Here is a 26,283-nt window from a genome sequence, read left to right on the forward strand (position 1 = left end):
TGATTGATTCTAAATAGACATGTTTTTAACAATATATTAAAATAAATCAAGAAAACTGATTAAATTCTTCACTACTAAAATTATAAACAAGTGTTAAAATAAAAATCATCAATAATCATTGATGTTATTTGTTTTATGAATTAATTGCACTACATATTTGCAAATCAATATTAATGAATCGACAGAAAATTTGAGGATAGTGGTTTTAGTGTCATATGTATTTTTTCGGACATTGCAAAAACAGACATCCGAAGATATTTGTGCAGATATAAAAGTTTATATAGGAGGAGTATTATGAAGAATTTCGAGAAGTATCAGAGACAGTATTTCATGCCACCCAAGGCTACCTATGAATGGGTTAAGAAGGACTACGTAGATCATCCGCCAATCTGGTGCAGCGTTGATCTTCGCGACGGCAATCAGGCACTAATTGAGCCTATGAGTCTTGATGAAAAGCTTGAGTTTTTCACAATGCTTGTAAATCTGGGATTCAAGGAAATTGAGATTGGATTCCCTGCTGCATCGGAGACTGAGTTTGAATTTGCAAGAACTCTGATAGAAAAAAATATGATTCCCGATGATGTTACGGTTCAGGTTCTTACCCAGGCAAGAGAGCATATAATAAAGAGAACTTTTGAAGCTGTAAAGGGTGCACCCAGAGCTATCATTCATCTTTATAACTCAACCTCGGTTGCTCAGCGCGAGCAGGTCTTCAAAAAGAATAAAGAAGATATAAAGCAGATTGCAATCGATGGTGCAAAGCTTCTTGATAAGCTTGCGAAAGAGACAAAAGGTAATTTCTCCTTTGAGTATTCACCGGAGAGCTTCCCGGGAACTGAAGTTGATTATGCAGTAGAGGTCTGCAATGCGGTACTTGACGTATGGAAGCCGGTAAAGGAAAACAAAGCGATCATCAATATACCTACAACCGTTGAAATTGCTATGCCTCATGTTTTTGCCACTCAGGTAGAGTATATACATAAAAACCTTAAGTATCGTGATGCAGTTACGCTTTCACTTCATCCTCATAATGACAGAGGATCGGGAATAAGTGATGCTGAGCTTGGCTGCCTTGCTGGAGCGGACCGTATCGAAGGCACGCTTTTTGGAAACGGCGAGAGAACAGGTAATGTTGACATCGTTACACTTGCTCTTAACATGTATTCACACGGCGTGGATCCGGGACTTGATTTTGGCAATATCAATGAAATAGGAGAGGCTTATGAGCGCCTCACAAGAATGAGAATATTTGAGCGTCAGCCTTATGCCGGTCAGCTTGTATTTACAGCTTTTTCAGGTTCTCATCAGGATGCTATCAGTAAAGGCTTCTCATGGCATGAAGCAGGAAAAGACAATGGCATTTGGAGTGTTCCTTATCTGCCCATCGATCCTAAGGATCTTGGAAGAGAATATGATGGAGATGTTATCAGAATCAATTCTCAGTCCGGAAAAGGCGGCGTAAGCTACATCCTGAAGAACAATTACGGCATGATGGTTCCCAGAGAAATGCAGGCGGACATCAGCTACACGATCAAGGATATATCAGACAAAGAGCATGCTGAGCTTGCACCCGGCAGAATTTATCAGATATTTGAAGATAAATATGTTCACAATGATTCGGTATTCAGAGTGACAGACTGCCACTTCAAGCAGGTTAACGGTATCCTTGCTGAAGTAACTCTTTCACATGCAGGAAAAGAGCATATTGTTGAGGCAAACGGAAATGGTCGTCTTGATGCTGTAAGTAATGCCTTCAAGCTCTACTTTAACATCAGCTATGAACTTTCTGTTTATGAGGAACACGCACTTAGCAGAGGTTCATCATCAAAGGCTGTTACATACGTTGGTATTACAAGCAACGGCAAGAAATTCTGGGGTGTAGGAATAGATGAAGATATCATTCGCTCATCCATAAATGCTCTTACGATTGCGGTAAATCAGCTTGATGCGGTTAAAGCAAGTACGGACGCCAAGGACGAGAGAATAAGCGCAATACTTAACTACATTCAGGAAAACTATCTTACAGTTACACTTGATGATCTCTCAAAGGAATTCTATCTGTCAAAGCCGTATCTTTCTAAATACATAAAGGAAAAATCCGGCATGACCTTTGGCGAAAACGTTAAGAAAATCCGTCTTAAAAAAGCGAGCATTCTTCTTAAGAACGGAAACATGAAGGTTGAGAGAGTTGCTGAAGCAGCAGGCTATCAGAATGTGGAACACTTTAACAGACTTTTCAAGAAAAAGTATGGAATGACTCCTGTGCAATACAGAAGTAACAGCAGATAACTGTAAACAATATACCAAAAATTGTGACTAAGTAGTTCACGAGCCGATTTTTGTGATATAATATGTAAGGTTTTGATTGGGAAACATATTTTTTATGAAGTGGAGGAAAAAATGACTTACGAAGAAGTAGTAGCAAAGGTAAAAGAGGCACTGAAGGATGCTGATGTTAGCAATGTTAAGGAGCATGCAGCTTACCAGTTCAATATAACAGGCGAGGGCGAAGGCGCATTTTATGTAGAGATCGTAGACGGTAAATTAAATGTTGAGCCTTATGAGTACTTTGACCGTGACATTCTTGTTTATACATCAGCAGCTGATTTAATTGATATTCTTGAGGGTAAGGAAGATTTCACATCTGCACATCTTTCAGGTAAGATCAATGCAGAGGGTGACCTCAGAAAAGCTGAGCTTTTAAAGTTTGTCGGCAAGAAAGCTGAAGTAAAGGAAGAGCCTGCTAAGAAGGCTGCAGAACCTAAAAAAGCAACAGTAGCTCCTAAGAAGGCAGCAGCTAAGAAAACAACTGCTAAAAAAGTTACTAAGAAATAATAGCTGACATAATCTAAATTTGATCAAACGGATTTAATAGCTGCTGCAGTTTCTGTAGCAGCTATTATTATCTTATGGGAAATGTTTTTTTGATAATTATAAAATGAATATTTCCTTATATATTAAAAAGAAAAGAGAACTATTTTATGGAAAAAAACGTAGATGTACTGATTATTGGGGCAGGTCCCGGAGGTATTTTTTGTGCTTATGAGCTTATAGAAAAGCGTCCGGAACTTAAGGTTATGATTGTTGAAAAGGGCAGATCCATTGAGAAGAGACAGTGCCCTAAGAGAACTACCGGAAAATGCATGGGATGTAAACCCTGCTCAATTACTACCGGTTTTGCAGGTGCCGGAGCATTTTCAGACGGTAAGCTTTCATTATCACCTGATGTCGGCGGAACTCTTCCCGACATCCTTGGATATGATGAAGCAACTGCTCTTATCAAAGAGTCTGATAACATATATTTGAAATTCGGTGCTGATACCAATGTATATGGTGTTGACAAGGCAGAGGAGATCAGGGAGATCAGAAGAAAGGCTATAAATGCTAACCTTAAGCTTGTTGAATGTCCTATCAGACACCTTGGCACTGAAGAAGGATATAAGATATATAAAAAGCTGCAGGAGCATCTTGAGAAAAAAGGTGTAGAGCTTTTGTTCAACACAATGGTAGATGAGATCCTTGTAGATGATGGTATCTGCACAGGTGTTAAAATTCATGACGGCAGCGTGATAAAAGCAAAGGAAATTGTTTCTGCTGTAGGACGTGAAGGAGCAGATTGGTTCCATACACAATGTGATAAGATTGGAATTGAGACCAAACCCGGAACTGTTGATGTGGGCGTTCGTGTGGAAGTCAGAGATGAGGTTATGCAGTTCCTTAATCAGAATCTTTATGAGGCTAAGCTGATTTTCCATACACCTACTTTTGATGACAAAGTAAGAACCTTCTGTACAAACCCTTCGGGTGAGGTTGCAACAGAATACTATGAAGGCGGACTGGCAGTGGTTAACGGCCATGCATATAAGAGCAAGGAATATAAAACCGATAATACCAATTTTGCACTTCTTGTTTCAAAGAATTTTACAAAGCCGTTTAAGACTCCCATTGAATATGGAAGAAAAATAGCTGAGCTTGGAAACATGCTTTGTGACGGTAAGGTCCTTGTTCAGACCTACGGTGACTTCAGGAGAGGAAGAAGAACAACTGATGAAAGACTTGCAAGAAATAACCTCATTCCCACATTAAAGGATGCGGTTCCCGGAGATCTTTCACTTGTTTTCCCTCACAGAATAATGGTAGACCTGGATGAAATGATACAGGCACTTGATAAGGTAACACCAGGAATAGCTTCCGAGGAAACTCTTCTTTACGGTGTAGAGGTTAAGTTTTACTCAAACAAGGTAATTGTAAACAAAGACTTTGAAACCAGCATCGGCCACCTCAGAGCAATCGGTGACGGCGCAGGAATCACAAGAGGCTTACAGCAGGCAAGTGCCAATGGTCTTAAGGTTGCCAGAAGCATACTTGATAAACTTGCATAAATCGGACAAAAACAAATCAGTCAGATTTATCCGGACACTTATACTGATGGTAAACTAAAATGACATTGACAAATAGATCAGCAAAAAAAATAAATAAACGAATACATAAAATTCTGGTAACAGTAGCACTTTCGACTTTTTTGTCAACTTCACTTTCGGGCTGCGCAAATATAAGTAATACGAAAATCGTACTGACTACAGGTTTTACTGACAATGAACTTTTCAGAATAGAAGATTTATCGTGTACAGAACCTGAATATTTGGTGTACCTTGTGAATTCACAAAATACCTTTGAAACAGGTTTTGGAACAGATATCTGGAATGTTACTGTAGGTGACAGCGATATGGAGAACTATATCAAGGATAAATGTCTCTCTACAGTCGCCCAGGTAAAAGCCATGAACCTGCTTGCCAGGGAATCAGGGATTGAACTTTCGGAAGATGAAACAGCTAAGGCAAAAGCAGCTGCCTCTGAGTATTACTCTTCATTAAATGAAGATGAAAAGAAGGCGATGGGGCATATTACAGAAGAGCAGCTTGTTATCATGTATGAGGAATATGCAACCGCAGATAAGCTCTATGATTACATAATAAGAGACATCAATCCTGAAATAAGTGATGACGAGGCCCGCACCATTACTGTTGAGCAGATAGTACTTAATACCTGGAAGCTTGATTCAATGGGGCAGAAAATTGCTTTTGAAGATTCGGAAAGGAGTGCAGTAAAAAATACTGCGGAGCAGATACTTCGGCAGGTCAGAGAGGGTACAGATTTTTCTGTTTTAATGGAGGAATATAACCAGGCAGAGGAAGGCACTGTAACTATTGGAAAGGGTGATGTGTCAGCTGAAATTGAGACTGCCGCATTCAATCTTGATAACGGTGAAGTGAGTAGCATCATAGAGACAGATGATGCATATGTTATCTTAAAGTGTATCAGTACCTTTAACAGAGAAGAGACCGAAGCAAATAAGGTCAGGATTGTTGAAGAGAAAAAGCAGGAAGTTTTCGGAGAGAAATATGATGCATTTGCTTCCAAGCTTTCAAGAGTGCTGAATGAGGATCTGTATAGAAAGATTCATGTAACGGAATCGGAGAATGTTAAGACTCGCAGTTTCTTCGAAATATATAGAAAACATTACAGCGAATGAGGATAAGGAGGGTTTCTTATGAGGGTTAAAACAAAAGCTTTATCAATGTTAATGGCTGCAGTAATTTCAGTACCTGCAATTGGCATATCAGCTCCCGCTGCCGTAAACGTAAAAGCGGCAGGAGAATTTAAACCTGAGGACTTTGGAGCTAAGGTGAATGATGGAAAGGGAGACAGACAGGCAATTAAGGATGCACTTGAAAAAGCAAGTGAAGCCGGTGGCGGAACAGTTGTATTTGGTGATGGTACTTATGATATAGACATTCTTGATTTTTCAGGCACGGGAATCGGTATTTATGTAGATAAGCCAAATATAACCTTCAGGTTTTCGAAGGGGACGGTTTTAAATGTCCTTCCCACTAAGTTTGATGAATTTGGTGCGATTGATGTAAGGGCTAGCGGCTTTTGCCTTGAAGGAAATGGCGGCAAAATAGTCGGAAACAGAAATGGACACAGCAGAGTAAACAGTGATGAGGGTCATGGAATCAGTGTTAAGGATTGCAATAACATAACCATTACTGATGTGAATATAACCGATTGCTGGGGAGATGGTATTTATCTTGGCTCATCAAACAGTGATGGCTCATTACCCGGGTGCAGTAACATCAACATAAAGAACTGCACGGTTTCAAATAACAGACGAAACAATATTGCTATAGTTGCTGCAAGTAATGTCGTGATAGATAAATGCACAATAAAAAAGGCTAACGGCGCAGCACCTCAGTGTGGCATTTTGATAGAGCCCAATACAAACGGCGGTAATGTTCCCAAGAATTCTGTTTGCAAAAATATAACGATTAAAAATACCACCATTACCTGTAAAAAGAAGGGCGATAAAAACGGACAATTTTTTGCCTTCAATATTCTTAATCCTTATTTCAATTCAAACAATAAGGTTGTTGCCAAGACTGTAAAGATCACAAACTGCACATTCAAGGGTGACTGTGGCAACTATTCCGGAAAGGGCGTTGTCTTAAATAAATGTAAGATAAAGGGCACCTTTTATGATCACAAAAAGACCAAGGTGAAAAAAAGTAAGATTAGCGACCATTACAAATTCTAAAAGAAAAAAGCTCCCCTGTCACATGTATCGGTGTGATAGGGGAGCTTTTTTTAATAATATTAGATAATGAACTTACTCAGCTCATCATTGATCGATACAGCTGAATCTGATACGGAATTTGCTGCATCTTCCACGCCTTTGGATTCGGTTGCAATATCCTGGGCACTTTGAGCAAGGGAGGTAACGGTAGCGGTAACTTCCTCGGAGCTTGCGGACTGTTCTTCCGAAATGGCTGCCACGCTGGAAGCGATATCGTTTACATTACCCATCATACTTATCATATCTTTCATGGTAGCAGCGGTAGTATTAAGATCTTCATAAATCTTGTTGAAACTGTCACCTGCTTTTGCAACTGCTTCGCTGTTTTTATTTATGGCATCCATATTGGCCTGAGACTTGGCAGCAAGATTGTGTATAAGCTGTGTGATCTCGGATATGATGCTGCTGATTTCTTTTGTGGCATCCTGGCTGTTCTGCGCAAGCTTACCGATTTCATCAGCAACAACCGCAAAACCTTTGCCGGCTTCTCCTGCTCTTGCAGCTTCAATGCTGGCATTGAGTGAGAGGAGATTAGTCTGTTGTGAAATAGAGTCGATCATTGCGACAATCTCAGTAATCTTATCAGCGGATTCACCTACGGTTGAAACAACGTCATTCATTTCATTCATTGAAGAATTGATCTCATCCATATTTGACTGAACCGTATTCATATCATGCTGTCCGATATCAGCCTGGTCCACCAATTCAAGCATGATCTCATTGGTTCGTGTTCCGCTGTCTGTAAGATCTGCAACAGCACCTGCAAGCTGTGTTGCATTGTTTGCAAGCTCACTTACTGCATTTGCGATATCATCCATGGTAGTCTGAATCTGGCCCATTGAGATGGACTGCTCATTTGCGCCTTCTGACATTTTACCGGAAGCATCTCTTGAAGAGGAGGAGTCCATTTTCAACTGTTCAGCCTTACTCTGAATGGAATTGATGGTTGTGTTCATGATATGAACATAATTGTCCATCTCTTTACTGATAAGACCGATCTCATCACCTTTGTCTGCAGGCATCTTGGTAGTGAAATCACCGCCTGAAATCTTAAGGATGCTTTCTGAAAGACCTTTAACAGGCTTTGTGATTACTCTGTTTATTGTAAAGAGAATTACGATAACAATAAGGGCAATAAGAAGAATCATTGCAATCATGGCAATTCTCATGAATCTATTTGAGGAAGCCTGTACTTCATTCTTACTTATTGAGGAAATAAGAGTCCAGGGAGTTCCCTGAATCGGATATGCACAGATATAATACTCGTCACTTGAACCATCCTGCTTAATGAGTATAGGCTCTTCGGAACCGCTTTCAACATAAGCCTTAAGTTCTGTTAAGTATGCATTATTTGCTTCGGAAATCCTGACTCCGTTTAATGAACTATCAAAGAATGAAATAATGTAATCTCCACCCATGACCATGGAACCACCGGTTTTCATGGGCTTTAACTCTGATACGGAGCTCTGAAGATCTGTAAGAAATACGTCAGCAGCACAGACACCAAATTCACCATTGTAAAAGTCATTCTGTCGCACGAAGGTTACACAAAGTGAGTTTGTTGATGAATCCACATAAGGATCTGTTGTTACAAAGGTTTCGTTTCCAAGGCCCTGTTTGTACCATTCGCGCTCTGTCGGTTTCCAGGATGAATCCTGAACAGAGTGATTAGCAAATATATATGTATCATCTGAGAAGCCGATATAAATACCGGAGTTTTCGACTGCCTTATACTCAGCAGAGGGCTCAATATATTTTAACATTGCGTCATGATCTTCAAAAGGAACCTGCTCCATTGTGTCGCAGTATTCACCGAATTTTGCTGTAAGCATTTTGAAAGGAGTGCCAAGATCTAAAGCATTTGCTTTGGTTTCTGCGGCAAGATCCATAAGAGTGATTTCTGTAATGGTGCTCTTTGCACTCAGCGTCAGGAACATGATGATAGCCACAATACCAATTACAATGATCGGCATAAGGCTTATCAGAAGAGTTTTACTAATACTTTTCTTTACTTTTGTATTATTTCTACCTGCCATATCATAACCTCCATGCGCGGCCTTAGCCACTTAATGTTTTTTCTACTAATATCATTTTAGACGAAATAACATAATATTAAATGGAGTTTATAGAATTGTAAGGCAGTTTATAATTATTTAATCTATATTATAAAAATGGCTGGTTTTGTTAAATTATGCATAAAAATATAAATTTGAGACCATTTTGTTAGCACTCATTTTGATTGAGTGCTAATTTTTTATTGACATTTAACGTGGTCAGTTTTAAACTCATATTTGTGGGTATTCTACAACTAATAGAACATTGATATATCCACCTTAATATATGAAAAACGCAGGATAATATATTTTGTAACTGCGATGATTTACGGAGGCAATACAAATGGAAAAAAGAGGTAATCTTTCAATCAATTCTGAGAACATGTTCCCTATAATAAAGAAATGGTTGTATTCGGATCATGATATTTTTTACAGAGAAGTGGTTTCAAATGCATGTGATGCCATCACCAAGATCCGCAAGATGGACATGATGGGTGAGTACACACTTCCCGATGGCTTTAAGCCCCGTGTGGATATTGTTCTTAATGATAAGGAAAAGACTATCAAGATTATAGATAACGGTATCGGTATGACAGCCGAAGAGGTTGAGGAATACATTAACCAGGTAGCTTTTTCCGGTGCTACGGACTTCCTTAACAAGTACAAGGATAAAGCAAATGCTGACCAGATTATAGGACATTTCGGACTTGGATTTTACTCAACATTTATGGTTTCCGATTATGTTGAAATAGATACACTTTCATATAAATCAGATGCTGCATCAGTACACTGGACCTGTGACGGCGGATCTGATTTTGAGATGAAGGACGGCGAAAAGAAGGAAGTGGGTACAACCATCACACTTCATCTTTCAGATGACTGCCTTGAGTTCTGCAATGAGTATAAGGCTCGTGAAGTAATAGAGAAATACTGTTCATTTATGCCTTATGAGATTTACCTTAGCAGAGAGAACGAAGAAGGCACTGAGACAATAAAGGAATCAGAGAAACGCGATGACGATATTGTAATTGAAGTTATTGAGCCGGAGAAAAAGGAAGAGACTAATACCGATTCCGGTAAAGAAGGTGAAGAGAAGAAGGAAGAGGAGAAAAAGCTTAAGATCCGCAGAAGACCTCAGCTTCTTAACGATACTCATCCTCTTTGGGCTAAGACACCCAAGGATTGTACCGATGATGAGTATAAGGAGTTTTACAGAAAAGTTTTCAGAGATTATAAGGAGCCTCTTTTCTGGATTCACCTCAACATGGATTATCCTTTCAACTTAAAGGGTATTCTTTACTTCCCCAAGATCAACATGGAGTTTGAATCCGCTGAAGGTGTGATAAAGCTGTACAATAACCAGGTATTCATTGCTGATAATATAAAGGAAGTTATACCTGAATATTTAATGCTTCTTAAGGGAGTTATCGATTGTCCTGACCTGCCTCTTAACGTTTCAAGAAGCGCACTTCAGAATGATGGTTTTGTTAAGAAAATCTCAGATTACATTTCCAAGAAGGTGGCTGAGAAGCTTGCAGGTCTTTGCAAAACCGATAAGGAAAACTATGACAAATATTGGGAAGATATCTCACCTTTCATTAAGTATGGCTGCTTAAAGGATGACAAGTTCTGTGAGAAGATGAATGATTATATTCTTTTCAAGAACCTTGACGGCAAATATTTAACACTTCCCGAAGCTCTTCAGATCAATAAGGAAGCTGAAGAGGCTGCTGCAGCAGAAGAAGCTAAGGATGAAAACGGTAATAAGGTTGAGGCCGAGGTTGTTGATGAAAACGGAAATGCAGTAAATGGCGAGGGTGAAGCTAACACGGATTCCAAGGAAGACGATAAGGAAAAAGAGCCCCGCACTATTTATTACGTTACGGATGAACAGCAGCAGAGCCAGTACATCAATATGTTTAAGGCGCAGAAGATGGATGCTTTCATACTCAATCACAATATAGATGTGCCTTTCATACAGCAGCTTGAGTCAAAAAATCAGGATATCAGATTCCAGAGAATCGATGCTGATCTTACAGATACCTTTAAGAGCAAGACCTCCAAGAAGGCTGAGAAGGAATTCGAAGAGATTGAGAAGACAATCGGAGAGCAGATGAAAAAGGCTGTTAAAAATGAACAGCTTACAGTTAAGATTGAAAAGCTTAAGGATAAGAAGATTTCCTCAATGCTTACTGTTTCCGAAGAAACCCGTCGTATGCAGGATATGATGAAAATGTATGCTGCAAACGGCATGATGATGGGTGATCTTGGAATGGGTGGTCAGACACTTATTCTAAATGCAAATCATCCACTTGTTAAATATGTAATGGATAACAAAGAAGGGGAAAACGTAAATACAATTTGCGAGCAGCTCTATGACCTTGCACGTATTCAGAATGCTCCTCTTGATGCAGAGTCCATGACAAAATTTGTACAGAGAAGCAATGATATAATGATGCTTCTTGCAAAATAATTTAAAATGAGTGCAAAACAGACCGGATTTCGTGTAAGGAATCCGGTCTGCTTTTTTGCGTGATATTATTTTTTATCATGTGACATAAAAGAATGATATGAAGACATCTTGTATTTCATTACGTTATATATTATGGTTGTTAGTGGTGTACAATTCAATCAATATGTAGTGGTTTATGATTGTTTGATATATAGATTTGGTATAGAATATAAAATGTTTATTTATTGAAAAAAGAAGGTTGGAGGAAATAATGCCGGCATTAGTCGAAGTGAAAGATATATGCAAGATATATAATCCCGGTGAAAATGAAGTCAGGGCTCTTGATCATGTGAGTCTTACAATAGAAGAAGGGGAATTTGTGGCCATTATCGGTCAGTCCGGTTCGGGCAAATCCACATTGATGAATATGCTTGGCTGTCTGGATACGCCAACCAGTGGAAAGTATCTTTTGCATGGTATGGATGTGTCACATATGACAGATGATGAACAGTCAGATGTGCGAAACAGGGAGATTGGATTTATTTTCCAGGGCTTTAATCTGATACAGTCACTTACTGCGCTTGAAAATGTCGAGCTGCCTTTGATGTACAGAGGTGTTCCGAAGAAAAAGCGGAGAGAGTTATCCGTTGCGGCTTTGGAGCATGTAGGACTTGGAAAAAGAATGACGCACAAGCCTTCCGAACTTTCAGGTGGTCAGCAGCAAAGAGTTGCCATAGCAAGAGCAATTGCTCAGGCTCCGCCTATTCTGCTTGCGGATGAACCAACAGGAAATCTTGATAGCGGATCCAGTAAAGAAATAATAAATACGATCAAGAATCTTTATGCAGAGGGGCGTACGGTTATTCTTATCACACATGATCCGGGAATAGCCAAACAGGCGAAGAGGATAATTACCATTAGTGATGGAAAAATTGCTAATGACGAGATAAATGAAAGCTTTTCATTGTAATTATGTGTTTATAGAAGAGGAGAGAGTATGAATCTGGTTTTTGGAAAGAAAAAGAGAAATAGCTCGGAAACAGCAGAGGGGATTACTACTGAGAATAACGAAACCTACGTACCCGGTAAGAAAAAAGGCTATTTAAAATTTATAGTACTTGGTGTTGCAGCACTCGTTATAGGAGGTATTGTTTTTGCAAATATCAAAGCAAAAAATGCACCAAAATCCGTAAACATTACTAAAGTCGGTAAAGGTGATATAGAGGTAATCGTTTCGATAAGTGGTAATGTGGCCTCGGACGAGACTAAAACTTATTACGCAAAGCTTCAGGCACCTATCGGTAAACTTGGACTGACCGTTGGTGACAGAGTAGGCAAGGGTGATGTGATCTACGCTTATGATGAAGCGAATCTTGAAAAAACAAAAAAGCAGGCAGAGCTAAATCTTCAACAGGCAAACGGAAGCTACAGCGGTAGTATCGAAAAGAACGGCAAAGCAACTGATGTCCTTGAGGGAAGAAGTATTCATGATATAAACAATCGTCTTGATGTGATTACAAAAGAAGTGGATGCTCTTAATGATAAGATTCAGGAAAAAACATCCAGAATGAATCAGACACTTACGGATCTTCAAAAGGTCAGTCAGGACGTGGATCAAAATCGTGTTTCTGACAGCTATGATGCTGCACAGAAAAATGAGGCACCAAACGAAAGAAGAACAGATGACGGTGAAAGCCAGATGGCACTGGAAATCCAGGATGCTATAGCTGAAGTGACATATGCCATAAGCAATGACCCTGAAATCCAGGAGTGGAACAGACAGATTACGGCTCTGAATGAGGAAAAACAGGATCTTAGCGAACAGTCCTCAGCTGAGCTTGGTGCTCTTACTGCCGGTGAAAAGAGTTCACTTGCGGCACAAAGAGAACTTGCTGAACTTGAAAATACAGATACCATTGCGGATATTGAGGCTGTACAGGGCGGAATCAAAGCAGATTTTTCAGGTGTAATTACAGAGATCGGTACGGAGGAGGGTGCAACCGTCACTCCCGGTACAAAGGTAATGACAATTGAAAGTACGGATGATGTAAGGGTAGATATTCAGATATCAAAGTCTGATCTTAGCAAGATCAAAAAAGGCCAGAAGGTTGATGTCACAATAAACGGAAAACAATACGAGGGTGAGGTTTCAAAAATTTCCGGAACTGCAAAAAACAACTCGAGCGGAGTACCGGTGGTTGATGGACAGATAAAGATTAAAAATCCTGATGACAGCATAATTCTCGGAGTTGAAGCGGGCAATAAGATACATACCGATAAAGCGGAAGGTGTAGTTGTGGTTCCTTATGAATATATCGGAACTGATTCTGTTGGAGATTATGTATTTGTTATAGAGGATGGTGTACTTGTAAGAAGACCTGTAACTATCGGGCTTTCCACAACAACAGATGCAGAGGTTACCGAAGGAATAAAGGAAGGTGATGAAATAGTCACAGATGATCCCACAACACTTACTGAAGGCACAAAGGTAACAGCGGTAAGCAGCGCAGAATAACGGAAGGCTCTATGGATACTTTTTTTGAATACATAGAAAGTGCTATGAAAAATATTCTGGGCAATAAGATGCGAACATGTCTTACTATGCTTGGAATCATAATTGGAATTGCGTCGGTTATAGCTGTTATTACGATAGGTAACGGAATGTCGGCCTATGTTGCCGATGAGGTCAGTGCTATCGGTGGTAATGTTGCTGATATTTATATTGATGCTTCTGTTTCCGACAGATGGCTTAATAATGAGGATATTAAAGCTGTAAAAGAAGAATTTCCGGGTCTTTTGGGTGCGACCTTTTCAACTTCTGAGATGGGGGTTGTTACAGGCAACAGAGGAGCCTATGACGCAGCAATAACTGCAGCAGGTGCAGATTATCAGTATTCTGTTGGAACCAAGATAAAGACAGGTAATTATTTTACGGAAGACCAGGTGAATCAGGCTGCAAAAGTATGTGTTCTTATGGAAAATGATGCGCAGCATCTTTTCGGGACAAAGGATGCAGTCGGGAAGACTCTTGAAATGTCGATTGAAGGCTCATCGGTTGAACTTGAAGTAGTCGGTGTCAAGGAAGACTGGTCAAATATGATCATGCAGATGCTTGAAATGGAAGGGTATTTTGCAATGGTTGAAATGCCACTCACCACATACGCAAATGCTTTTGGAAGAGATGCGTCAGAGTTCTCTACTATGGAAATTTTTTGGAAATCGGATCAGCCTGATACGATAGTAAAAAGTATTTCCAGATTTCTTGAAAACAGGCTTGGCCTCCGCGGTAAGGATGCTGTTTTTTACATGAGTATGTCGGATGTTTCCGGCCAGGTTGATCAGATAATGAGCGCTATCACCGCATTCATGTCGCTTGTTGCGGCGATATCTCTTCTTGTAGGAGGAATTGGTGTTATGAATATAATGCTGGTTTCGGTAACGGAGAGAACAAGAGAGATTGGTATCAGGAAATCAATAGGTGCGAGAACAAAGGCCATTATGGTGCAATTTCTTGCAGAGTCAGCAATCATTTCTCTTATGGGAGGAATAGTGGGGATAGCGCTGGGCATAGGTGTTGCTTATGTGGGCTGCATACTCCTTGATCTAAAGCCTGTAATTGACCCGGTTATAGTGACGGGTGCTGCAGCTTTTTCCATAATGATAGGATTGTTTTTCGGAATATATCCTGCAAGGAAAGCCGCTAAATTAAAGCCTATAGATGCCCTTTCACGTAACTGAGGAAGCGCCCTGCTGATTAGAAAAAAGACTGGTCTAAGAATGGATGAAGGCTTATGGAATATTTAAAAAGTGCAATTTCCAGCATAAAACAGAATAAAGGCCGAACATTTCTTACAATGCTCGGTATAATCATAGGTATAGCATCGGTAATTACTATTCTTTCAATAGGAAACGGAATGAAGGGATATGTAAACTCCTCACTTGATGATATGTCTGCAGGCGGGATTACTATCAACATTGATGCAAAGAAAACTGACAGATATTTGGAATCCGGGGATTTACAGAAAATAAAGGAAGCAGTGCCCGAAGTTCTCGGAATAACAAATTCGCTTAGCGCGAACGGAACTATAGTAACCGAAAGGCAGGAGAGTAATGTTGGACTTACCGGTGGTATGCCTGATATTGCCAGAGAAAATACCGAAGGAATGTATTCGGGGAGATTTTTCAGGCAGGATGAGGTTGATTCCGGGGCAGCTGTATGTGTATTGTCCCAGGAAGATGCAATATTGCTTTTTTATACGGATGATGTTTTGGAAAAAAGCTTTACGCTAAATGTAGGACCCAAAAGTCTGGAATGTGCAGTCATCGGTGTTACAAAGAGTAAGGATGAAGAAATCAAAAATGCACGTGAAGCAGTGAGAAAAAAAGAGCAGGCATACTATTGGATTTCGCTTTATGTGCCATATACTTTTTTGACAGAAAAGCTGGGACAGGCAGGCGATAAGATAACAAGCTTTAAGGTGTATGCAACGCCCGGAACAGCTGATGAAACTGCCTTAAAGGCAAAAAGTGCTACCGAGAACATTATTGATGTGAGAGGAGAAGGTGCGGTTCAGATACAGTCCTTTGCAAGTATAGCGGGAGCGTATAACAATATTCTGAATATTGTTACTCTGGTGGTAGCACTAATAGCTGCTATTTCCCTTCTTGTTGGCGGCATAGGAGTTATGAATATAATGACTGTAACTGTAACTGAGAGGACAAGGGAAATCGGTATCAGAAAATCTCTCGGTGCCAGAACATCCTACATATTGCTGCAATTTCTTACAGAGTCGGCAGTTATCACATTGCTTGGTGGTATGATAGGAATGCTTTTTGGGTTTATTTTTACAAAAGTGGTAGGAATGTTTATGTCATTTCCACCTATCATCAGTTTTTCAAATGTGATCCTTGTAGTTTCTATTTCTATAGCGGACGGTCTTTTCTTTGGAATATATCCGGCAAGAAGAGCTGCCAGAATGGATCCGATTGAGGCACTGAGGCAGGATTAAAAATATTATAAAATAAAGCTGCTCAAAAATTTTGAGTAGCTTTATTTTATGGTATAATAGCTAGGAATATGTTTTCTTCGGGGAATCTTTTCGTGAATAGTATTATTGATCGCATATTAAACGGACAATTTGAAAATAATGAAAGATCTTTAAGTTTCTCTCTTCCCAGGCTGGAACTCAATATCAAGCCCGGTGAGATCGCAGAGGGAAGCTTTATTATCTATGGACCTAAGGACAAACCGGTTCAGGGAGTAGTTTCCAGCTCTGAACTCAGGATGCAGGTCATAACAGCTGATTTTTCCGGATATGAATATGAAGTTGGCTACAGATTCGACGGCTCGGGTTTAAGTGCCGGAGATGCCATAAAGGGCGAGTTCAACGTAATTTCAAATCAGGGAGAATATCAGCTTCCTTTTGTTGTAAGCGTGGAGATAAGCCATGTTATGTCCAGCATGGGACCGATTCGCAACATGTTTCACTTTGTGAATCTGGCAAAAACAGACTGGGATGAAGCCAAAAAGCTTTTCTATTCGGATGAGTTTATCCATGTTTTTGAGGAAAATGATGATGGATTTGAAAGTCTCTATCGTGGACTTTCTGCTATTCCAATGTCAGAACCCAACATGGAAGAGTTTCTTATTTCCATAAAGAAAAAACAGCCTATTTCTTATATTCCGGACAGGACCGAGATAGATATAAAAAATCCGACAGCTGTATCTGAGCATACAATTATGCTTACGAGAAACGGTTGGGGTTATACACGCCTTGAAGTATTGTTTGACGGGCCATTTCTGTCTGCTGACTCACTGGATATAACCGACAATGATTTTATCGGTAATAACTGCTTCTTTAAATTCAGGATTGATGCAGATATGTTGCACGACGGTAATAATTATGGCGCTGTTACTTTCCAGACACCGTACACAAAGGTGGTAATTCCCGTAACTGTCAGGATGAATCTCGGAATAGAGCATCTGTCAACAACGGAGATGGAGAAAAAGAAGCTGACGGTAGAGCTTGTCAAAACCTATGAGGCGTTTAGAAGCAAAAAAATAGGCTCCAGAGAATGGCTGTCTGAGAGCGGTAAGCTTGTAAACAGAATGAATGCGATAGACTCAAAGGATCCCGCATTCAGACTCTATACTGCCCAGTATCTTATCACTGCTTCAAGAGTCAGTGAGGGGAAATGGATACTCGACCAGATGAAGACTGTTTTGGAAGAGGAATATCCCGATAATGATACGCTTTATTGTTATTATCTGTACCTTACTACACTAATTACAAGGGATGAGTACTCGATAAATGAAGTTTCCCGAATGATGGAGGGAATCTTTTCCAGAAATTCGGATAACTGGAGAATAGCGTGGCTTCTTCTTTATATTTCAGAGGAATATTCGTCCAGCCTTTCAAGCAGATGGATGCTTTTGGAACAGCAATTTTATGATGGCTGCAGAAGTCCAATTCTATTTATAGAGAGTCTGAATATTATGACAGAGTCTCCCACAATGCTTTCAAGAATGGGAGAATTTGAACTTCAGACACTTCAGTACGGAGCGAAGAAGAGAATACTTCAGCCTGCACTGATCGATCAGGTTGTTTATCTCGGCTCCAGGGAGAGGAACTATAACGAGAGGCTTTGCAGAATTCTCATGCAATGCTATGAGCTCAGAGAGGATAAGGAATCCTTGGAAGCCGTCTGCTCGCTTTTGATAAAAGGTAACAGAACGGATAAGAAGGCTTTTGCCTGGTATGCTCTTGGCGTTGACAACGAACTTCACATAACGAGGCTTTACGAATATTATATGGCTTCCATTTACCTTGATGAGGATGGGATGCTTCCATGTGATATTTCCAAGATGGTTCTCATGTTCTTTTCATATCAGAGTGACCTTGATTATGAGAAGAATGCAATACTTTACAGATATCTTCATGAGCACAGAGATGAATATCCGGATCTTTATGATTCTTACAGGATCCAGATTGAGAGATATCTGCTTGAACAGCTTGATAAGGGCCGGATAAATAAGGACCTTGGTTATTTATATAAAAATCTTCTTACCAGACAGATGGTCGATGCAAGTAACTGTGATAAGGTTATGCGCATCCTCTACAGTAATGAGATAAAAACAGACAATGATCGCATGACAAAAGTAATTGTTGTCTATGACAAGCTTGAGAAAGAAGTTGAATATCCTCTTGTTTCAGGCGTTGCATATGTACCTTTGTACGGCAGTGATTACTCTGTTTTTCTTTCGGACGTAGACGATTACAGATTTGCTGAGGGAATTCCTTTCAGTAATTCTAAGCTTATGCTCGTGGGACAGCTTGCTTCCTATGCTGTGCCTTATATTCAAAAAGGGCAGGTGAGCATAGATCTGTTTTTGGGAGAGCTTGAGAAAAATTCCTATACCATCACAATGGAAAATGTGGGAAGGTACAGGGAACTGGCTGAGAGCCCGCAGATCAGAGGTATATGCAGAAGAAGGATAAGAGAGAGTCTTATCAGATTTTACTACGATAATAACTTTGAACGTCAGTTATCCGAATACATGGATGAAGTTGAGCTTGATAAGCTTGGTACCGCTGACAGAAGTAATATGTTTGAGCTCATGGTTATGTCCGGCAACTACGAGAAAGCCTATAACCTTGTTAGCAGATTTGGAACATATAAGCTCGATCCGAGAGTTGTCATGAGACTGTGCGGAAGACTTTTGGACAATGATTCTCTTGAATGCACGGAGGATAACTCAAGGATAGCCTGGTATGCCTTCGCACAGTCCAAATATGATGACCAGTTAATAGCATTCCTTACAGAGAGCTATACCGGGACCATCAAAGAGATGAGGGACCTTTGGAAGACTGCGGTTTCAACCGGAATAGATTCCTATGGACTTGCAAAGAGAATGCTTGTGCAGCTGCTTTATACAGGTGCTCATATCGGTGATAAGATAGAGCTTTTCAAAGGCTATGTCGAAAAAAGCGGTGGTGGTGATGAGCTGGAGAGAGCATTTATTGCAAAGTGTGCTCATGACTATTTTGTTGATAACATGGTAACCGACAGCTACGTATTTGAGAGGATAGGGGCTCTTGCCAGGGAAGGTGTAACACTGCCTGATGTGTGCAAGATGGCATATCTCAGATTCCTTACGGAATCCAATCATGACAACCTCAAAACGGAGCCTGCCATTGTGAGAGCATTTCTGAAGAGCTTTTTGGATAAAGATATCTTTTTCTCATTCTTTATGTACTATCAGAATGAGCTTCCGGAAATGCAACGGTTTTGCGATAAATCAATAATTGAATATCGTACCACTCCCGGAACAAAATGTATTGTTCACTACATTTCCAGTGAGGATGAAAATGAGGAATACAAGACAGTACCAATGCAGGAAATGTATCAGGGAATTTTCGATGCGTCGTTTATTCTGTTCTTTGGTGAGCAGATTCAGTACTACATAACAGAAGAGAATTATAACGGACGCGGAGGTAAGCTTACTGAAAGCGGAACAATATCCAAGAATGATATTGTTCAGGATACGGTAGCTGGAAGATATTCTATTATAAACGATATTATGATAGGTAAGACTCTTCAGGATTATGATACCGTGGACAGACTTCTTGCTGAATACTACAAGAAGCGGTTCCTCACAAATAAACTATTTAGGATGCTTTAAATTATGTCATTTTTCAGAGAATCAAAAACTGCAAGAAGATACGTGCTTGGATATGATCTGGGGGAGGAAGTTTCCCAGATTAGTTTTCTTGCATCTGATTCTGATCTGCCCGAAACCTTATCAACGCTTGCGGGAGCTGAGGCATACAACATACCTACCGTTCTTTGCAAGAGAAAGGATGTCAATCAGTGGTTTTACGGAAAAGAGGCCATTTCCAAGATTGAGTCGGGAGAGGGCGTAAGAGTCGATAATCTGATAGAGAATGCCAGATGCGGAAAGCGCGTTGATGTTGACGGGACAGGATATGACCCGGTCTCTCTTCTTACATTGTTTGTAAAAAGAACATTGTCTCTTTTATCCATGGAGATGTCTATGGATATGGTGGATGCTATCGCCTTTACTACAAGGACAATGGATTCCAGAATGATAGAAGTTTTATCGGAGGTTACAGGTGCACTGTCACTTCCCGTTAAAAATGCATTTTACCAGAGCTATGAGGACAGCCTTTATCATTACATGCTTTATCAGCCTGATGAACTGCTTTCCCATGCTGTAATCGCCTGCGATTACAGCTTTGGAGAGATGACAGTTTATGATATGAAGCTCAATCACAGGACCAAACCGATCGTTGTTACAATAGACAAGAGTACTTATGATCAAATGGCTCTTTCAGAGGGAAAGCTTTCAGAGAATACCGATGACAGGGCTAAACAGGTGACCAGGCTTGATAGCAGATTTTTGGAATTTTCCGAGGGACTTATGGAGGGCAGGATTGTAAGTTCCGTATTCCTTTTGGGTGATGGCTTCAGAGAGCAGTGGATGTCCAAATCTCTTGAGTATTTGTGCAGAACGAGAAGAGTATTTCAGGGCAATAACCTTTTTAGTAAAGGTGCCAGCATAGCTGCAAGGGAAAAGGTTGGACCAAGCGACAGAGCGGGAAGATATGTGCTTCTTGATGCCGGCAAGCTAAAGTCCAATCTTGGTATCATGGTAAAAAAACAGGGACAGGAAGTATATCATGCGCTTCTGGATGCCGGTGAGAACTGGTTTGATGTTACAACTTCAATGGATATGATCCTTGATGATGAGAACTGGCTGGATATAGTCATAACACCACTTACGGCAGGAGATAAACACACACACAGAATTGAGCTTGAAGGCCTTCCGGAGCGTCCGCCCAGAGCTACAAGAGTCAGGATGAAGGTTTCGATGAGCGCAGCAGATAAGGTTAATATACATATAGAAGATATGGGATTCGGAGAATTATTTGAATCCTCCGGCATGTTTTTTGATGAGGAGATTTCGGTATGAGTGCACCTATACTTTGTACCGGAAGGTACGCATTAAAACCATATTATCTTGAGAAAATAGGTCGCAGAATCTATTCAATAGAGGAATTGTGCTACTGTATTACGCAGAATGCTTTTCTTATAGATACGGATTCATTTGATATGAGTCTTGTGGATTGGATAAGCGACGAACTCTCGCTTCGTAAGCTTTCGGATGAGCTTCGAAGCATGCTTGTACATAATTGTTCGGCAGCAGCCTTTGCGGGATTGATTTTGGAATATGTGGGCTATTCTTCTAAGGAAGAGATAAGCTCTGTAGAAGAGATCCTTAAGAATAATGCCGATATGGACATTTATGAAAAGCGGATGTCCAGAGCTGAATATCTTATGAAACAGGGGCATCTTCACCAGGCATTTGCGGAATATGGCTATCTGCAGAAGCATATGTCGGAGATGGATAAAAACGTCAAAGCAAAAATAGAGCATAATCAGGGCGTGATGTATGCACATCTTTTCATGTATGACAGAGCGGCTGAATTATTCCATAAGGCATGGGAGGATGGCGGAGATGATGAGTCTTATTTAGGATATCTTGCAGCTAAGCGCATGATCATGGATGAAAAAGAGTATGTTGCATTTATCGGCGCTCATAAAGAGGCGCATAATCTTTCGCTAAAGCTTGAGCAGCGTATGGATGAGGCAAATGACCTTTACGATGCAAGCAGCGCCAACATAAAGCTTCGGAGTTTGGAATTGTATCGCTCGGGAGCGAAGATGAGCGAATATTACGATGAGGTGGAGCGTATTACCACAGATATGAAGGAAGAGTACCGGGGATTGGTTGAGTAATGGGGTTCTTTGATATTTTCAAGAAAAAAAGTACATATCGTCAGGAACGTCATCAGCAAAATGAGCTTGAAAACTGGAATGATATTGTCTATACGAGAAAAAATATAGACATAGACGATCCCGAGCAGAGGCAGGAATATGTTGAAAACTGTCTGCAGCAGATGGCTGAGGCCAGCAGGGATATGGATGCACTTCAGTTCGAGTATCGCATAGTGACATCACATCTTCGTGACATGGAGGAGATAGATTCTCTTCCTCCCGAAAACAGAGCTGAGATAAATGAATGTGCACAGAGAATAATAGACAGTGAGAACCAGCAAAAGAACTTTAATCAAAGAAAAAGCAGGATGACAGATCAGGAGTTTGAAAAGATCGATCGCCTGCAAAAACAGGTAAAAAAAGGAGCTGAAGCACTTAAGGAAGCTGAGGAATATCACCGGAAGGTAAAAAATGATTTAAAACGTCTTGATGAGGAGCGGCAGGCATACGATTTCAGAAAGGCGGATATTGAGGTTACCTCTGAAAACATGCAAAAGCTTATGCTGATAGTAGCGGTTGCCCTTGGCGTTATTACTGTTTCCCTGGCAATTCTTTCTCTTGCTCTTAAACTAAATGTTATATATGGATATATGGTTGCTATAATTGTGGCTGCTTTATCCTTCCTGTTTCTTAATCAGAAGATTCATGATCTTAGAAGAGAAAAAAAGGTAGTACTTAATACCATAGCCAGACTGATACAACTGGAGAATACCGTAAAAATCCGTTACATAAACAGCAGAAATGTTATAGATTACGAATGCATGAAATACGGTGTGAATAATTCCAGGGAACTTATCCAGCTTTATGATAAATATCTTCAGGAAAAAACTGAGCGTGAGCGTTTTGCGATGGCAACAAGACAGCTCGACATAAATCAGAGAGACCTTGTATTTGCACTCAGAAAATATCGCATCAAGGATCCGGAGATATGGATACACCAGGCAATTGCGCTTGTTAATCATGGCGAAGAGGTTGAGATTCGCCACGAGCTTATTGAACAGAGACAACAATTGAGAAAGCAGATGGACTATAACCGTGATGTTGTAGCCGGTAATGCTAAAAATGAAATCGAGGATCTTGTTAAACAGTATCCGATCTACAGACAGGAAATTCTTGCTATGGTTGATCGGTTTGAACAAAGATATCCCGGAGCATAAGTGAAATGTCGGTATTGTGCATAGATATGCATGATATCGACATTTATTTGTTGCACATAAAAATAAGATATTGTAGTATTGTGATTGTTGGTCCAAATATTTTACGCAATGCTATTGCACTATGAGATCAGTGCGGATGGCATTACAATATTTACGGGAAAAAGACTATGGCAGAAATATTTTATAATGAAAACGATAAGATAGGTGAAGAATGCGGCGTTTTCGGAATGTATGATTTCGATGGCGGTGATGTCGCTCAGTCTATCTACTACGGGTTGTTGTCACTTCAGCATAGAGGGCAGGAGAGCTGCGGTATTGCTGTCAGCGAGACAATGGGACCCAAAGGAAAAGTAACGAGTCATAAGGACATGGGACTGGTTAATGAAGCGTTTAATCATGATATTCTTTCAGGGATGCATGGTGATATAGGTGTAGGGCATGTGAGATATTCCACAGCAGGCAGCAGCACCAGAGAAAACGCTCAGCCCCTTGTCCTTAATTACGTTAAGGGGACACTTGCGATGGCCCATAACGGTAACCTGGTTAATGCTCCGGAGCTTAGAGAGGAACTTGCTTACACCGGCGCGATTTTTCAGACTACCATCGACTCTGAGGTAATTGCATACCACATCGCAAGGGAGAGACTTAATACGCCAAGTGTTGAGCGTGCCGTTGCAAACGCAATGCAGAAAATAAAGGGTGCATATTCACTTGTTGTAATGTCTCCCAGAAAGCTTATAGGAGCAAGAGACCCCAACGGGTTCAGACCTCTTGTTATCGGTAAGAGGGATAACTGCTACATTCTGGCATCAGAGACCTGTGCTCTTGATACAATAGGTGCAGAGTTTATAAGAGATGTGGAACCGGGTGAGATTGTGACAATTTCACCTCAGAAGGGCATTGAGTCCAACAGACAGATGTGTGGCAGTGTTAAGCATGGTCATTGCATTTTTGAGTATATTTATTTTGCAAGACCTGACAGCATCATAGACGGCGTAAGTGTATATGAGTCTAGAATAAAGGCAGGACGCTTTTTGGCAATGGATTCACCTGTAGAGGCAGATGTTGTTGTCGGGGTTCCGGAATCCGGAAATTGTGCGGCTCTTGGTTATTCAATGGAATCAGGAATACCATACGGTCAGGCTTTTGTAAAAAATCAGTATATCGGAAGAACCTTCATAAAACCCGGACAAAAGAGCCGTGAGAGCAGCGTTCAGGTAAAGCTCAACGCACTTAGTAACGCAGTTAAGGGTAAACGTGTTATCATGATAGATGACTCAATTGTTCGAGGAACAACCTCTGACAGAATAGTAAGGATGCTTCGTGAAGCAGGCGCTACGGAAGTTCATATGCGTGTAAGCTCACCACCGTTTTTATGGCCATGTTACTTCGGAACGGACGTGCCTGCCAGAGACCAGCTGATCGCTTATAATAGAAGCATTGACGAAATTTGCAAAATTATCGGGGCAGATTCTCTTGGATATCTGAAAGAGGAACGCCTTGAAGAGATAGTCGGACATAAATTTGATATTTGCAAAGGTTGTTTCACAGGAGACTATCCTGTTGCACCACCGGATGAGGATATTCGCGGAGAATTTGAGCGATAAATGGATGAGAGTTCGTACGTAGCGTAGCGAGAACAACGTGAAGCTACGCGTAAATCGCTTTTTTATTTAAAGGAGGATTAATATGAGTACAGATCGTTACAGCAGTCCGCTTTCTGAGCGTTATGCAAGCAAGGAAATGCAATACATTTTTTCACAGGATATGAAATTCAGAACCTGGAGAAAACTGTGGATCGCACTTGCTGAAATAGAAAAGGAACTTGGCCTTAATATCACACAGGAGCAGATTGATGAACTCAAAGCTCATTCTGAAGATATCAATTATGATGTTGCCAAGGCACGTGAGAAAGAAGTACGCCATGATGTAATGAGTCATGTTTATGCATATGGCCAGCAGTGTCCCAAGGCAGCAGGGATCATACATCTTGGAGCAACAAGCTGCTATGTCGGAGATAATACAGATATTATTATCATGACAGAGGCACTTAAGCTTGTTCGTAAAAAGCTGCTTAATGTGATTGCAAGTCTTGCAAAGTTTGCTGATGAATACAAGGATCTTCCTACACTCGGATTCACACATTTTCAGCCTGCACAGCCCACAACAGTAGGTAAGAGAGCATCACTGTGGCTTCAGGATTTTACAATAGATCTGGAGGACCTTGACTATGTTCTTGATAATATGAAGCTTCTCGGCTCTAAGGGAACAACAGGTACACAGGCATCTTTCCTTGAGCTTTTTGACGGTGACCTCGCAAAGGTTGATAAGCTTGATCCAATGCTGGCAGACAAGATGGGCTTTAAGGGCTGCATGGCTGTATCAGGACAGACCTATAGCCGTAAGATTGACATGAAGATTGTAAATGTTCTTGCAGGCATTGCTTCTTCAGCAACCAAGATGGCTCAGGATATAAGACTCCTTCAGCACCTCAAAGAGGTGGAAGAACCCCATGAAGCAAAGCAGATCGGTTCATCTGCAATGGCTTACAAGAGAAATCCTATGAGAAGTGAGAGAATCTGTTCTCTTTCAAGATACGTGATCGTAGATACACTCAATCCCGCTATCACAGAGATCTCACAGTGGTTTGAGAGAACACTTGATGACTCTGCTAACAAGAGACTTTCAATTCCCGAAGGTTTCCTTGCAATTGACGGTATTCTGGATCTTTGCATGAACGTAACAGACGGACTTGTGGTTTATCCCAAGGTTATCGAGAAGAGACTTATGTCTGAGCTTCCTTTCATGGCTACAGAGAATATCATGATGGATGCAGTGAAGCTTGGCGGTAACAGACAGGAACTCCATGAAAAGATCAGAGAGCTTTCAATGATCGCAGGTGATCATGTAAAGAAGGACGGACTTGACAATGATCTGCTTGAAATGATCGTTAAGGATCCTGCTTTCCATATGACAGAGGAAAAGATTAAGGAGTGCATGGATCCCAAGAAGTATACAGGATGCAGTGCTCATCAGGTTGAGAGATTCCTTAACGAAGTTGTAAATCCTATCCTTGAAGCAAATAAAGCTGAGCTTGGACTTATCGCTGAAATAAATGTTTAAATT

17 protein-coding genes are annotated in these 26,283 nt (G+C 40.6%); 16 read left to right on the forward strand and 1 reads right to left on the reverse strand.

What is annotated here, in order from left to right:
• Positions 1–294: 294 nt before the first annotated feature.
• The 5 genes from BV60_RS0108335 to BV60_RS0108355 all read left to right on the forward strand — a co-directional run bounded on the left by BV60_RS0108335 (position 295) and on the right by BV60_RS0108355 (position 6,595).
• On the forward strand, positions 295–2,289 hold the full coding sequence (locus BV60_RS0108335; protein ID WP_029320845.1) for a 2-isopropylmalate synthase: 1,995 nt from the start codon (positions 295–297) through the stop codon (positions 2,287–2,289).
• A gap of 111 nt (positions 2,290–2,400) precedes the next feature.
• On the forward strand, positions 2,401–2,835 hold the full coding sequence (locus BV60_RS0108340; protein ID WP_029320846.1) for an SCP2 sterol-binding domain-containing protein: 435 nt from the start codon (positions 2,401–2,403) through the stop codon (positions 2,833–2,835).
• Positions 2,836–2,981: 146 nt separating this feature from the next.
• The gene (locus BV60_RS0108345; protein ID WP_029320848.1) at positions 2,982–4,382 is read left to right on the forward strand and encodes an NAD(P)/FAD-dependent oxidoreductase; all 1,401 of its coding nucleotides are present in this window, start codon (positions 2,982–2,984) and stop codon (positions 4,380–4,382) included.
• A 59-nt stretch (positions 4,383–4,441) separates the two neighbouring features.
• Positions 4,442–5,533 (forward strand): peptidylprolyl isomerase, encoded by a 1,092-nt coding sequence (locus BV60_RS0108350; protein WP_051656598.1) that lies wholly within the window; start codon positions 4,442–4,444, stop codon positions 5,531–5,533.
• A gap of 18 nt (positions 5,534–5,551) precedes the next feature.
• Positions 5,552–6,595, forward strand: a complete 1,044-nt coding sequence (locus tag BV60_RS0108355) for a right-handed parallel beta-helix repeat-containing protein (protein WP_029320852.1) — start codon at positions 5,552–5,554, stop codon at positions 6,593–6,595.
• 59 nt (positions 6,596–6,654) lie between these two features.
• On the opposite strand, the gene BV60_RS0108360 is transcribed toward BV60_RS0108355, so the two are convergent.
• The gene (locus BV60_RS0108360; RefSeq protein ID WP_029320854.1) at positions 6,655–8,670 is read right to left on the reverse strand and encodes a methyl-accepting chemotaxis protein; all 2,016 of its coding nucleotides are present in this window, start codon (positions 8,668–8,670) and stop codon (positions 6,655–6,657) included.
• A 361-nt stretch (positions 8,671–9,031) separates the two neighbouring features.
• On the opposite strand from BV60_RS0108360, the gene htpG reads away from it, so the two are divergent.
• From htpG to purB, 11 genes are all read left to right on the forward strand, one after another.
• Positions 9,032–11,161 (forward strand): molecular chaperone HtpG, encoded by a 2,130-nt coding sequence (gene htpG, locus BV60_RS0108365; RefSeq protein ID WP_029320856.1) that lies wholly within the window; start codon positions 9,032–9,034, stop codon positions 11,159–11,161.
• Between the two features lie 250 nt (positions 11,162–11,411).
• The gene (locus BV60_RS0108370) at positions 11,412–12,110 is read left to right on the forward strand and encodes an ABC transporter ATP-binding protein (protein WP_029320858.1); all 699 of its coding nucleotides are present in this window, start codon (positions 11,412–11,414) and stop codon (positions 12,108–12,110) included.
• 27 nt (positions 12,111–12,137) lie between these two features.
• Entirely contained in the window at positions 12,138–13,655 is a 1,518-nt protein-coding gene (locus BV60_RS0108375; protein WP_029320860.1) for an efflux RND transporter periplasmic adaptor subunit, read from the forward strand.
• An 11-nt stretch (positions 13,656–13,666) separates the two neighbouring features.
• Positions 13,667–14,878: an ABC transporter permease gene (locus tag BV60_RS0108380; RefSeq protein ID WP_029320862.1), complete on the forward strand. Its 1,212-nt coding sequence runs from the start codon at positions 13,667–13,669 to the stop codon at positions 14,876–14,878.
• Positions 14,879–14,931: 53 nt separating this feature from the next.
• A complete protein-coding gene (locus BV60_RS0108385) occupies positions 14,932–16,149 on the forward strand; it encodes an ABC transporter permease (protein ID WP_029320863.1) in 1,218 nt (405 codons plus the stop codon).
• A gap of 92 nt (positions 16,150–16,241) precedes the next feature.
• Positions 16,242–19,823, forward strand: a complete 3,582-nt coding sequence (locus BV60_RS0108390) for a DUF5717 family protein (RefSeq protein WP_029320864.1) — start codon at positions 16,242–16,244, stop codon at positions 19,821–19,823.
• Positions 19,824–19,826: 3 nt separating this feature from the next.
• Positions 19,827–21,134, forward strand: a complete 1,308-nt coding sequence (locus tag BV60_RS0108395) for a DUF5716 family protein (protein WP_029320865.1) — start codon at positions 19,827–19,829, stop codon at positions 21,132–21,134.
• Positions 21,131–21,961: a hypothetical protein gene (locus BV60_RS0108400; RefSeq protein ID WP_029320867.1), complete on the forward strand. Its 831-nt coding sequence runs from the start codon at positions 21,131–21,133 to the stop codon at positions 21,959–21,961. The genes BV60_RS0108395 and BV60_RS0108400 overlap by 4 nt, the downstream gene beginning before the upstream one ends.
• Positions 21,961–23,157 (forward strand): hypothetical protein, encoded by a 1,197-nt coding sequence (locus tag BV60_RS0108405; protein ID WP_029320869.1) that lies wholly within the window; start codon positions 21,961–21,963, stop codon positions 23,155–23,157. The genes BV60_RS0108400 and BV60_RS0108405 overlap by 1 nt, the downstream gene beginning before the upstream one ends.
• A gap of 167 nt (positions 23,158–23,324) precedes the next feature.
• Positions 23,325–24,764, forward strand: a complete 1,440-nt coding sequence (purF, locus tag BV60_RS0108410) for an amidophosphoribosyltransferase (protein WP_029320871.1) — start codon at positions 23,325–23,327, stop codon at positions 24,762–24,764.
• Positions 24,765–24,846: 82 nt separating this feature from the next.
• Positions 24,847–26,280, forward strand: coding sequence for an adenylosuccinate lyase (gene purB, locus BV60_RS0108415; protein ID WP_029320873.1), 1,434 nt, complete (start codon positions 24,847–24,849; stop codon positions 26,278–26,280).
• Positions 26,281–26,283: the final 3 nt, after the last annotated feature.

This window comes from Butyrivibrio sp. AE3004, assembly GCF_000703165.1.
Classification (GTDB): domain Bacteria; phylum Bacillota; class Clostridia; order Lachnospirales; family Lachnospiraceae; genus Butyrivibrio.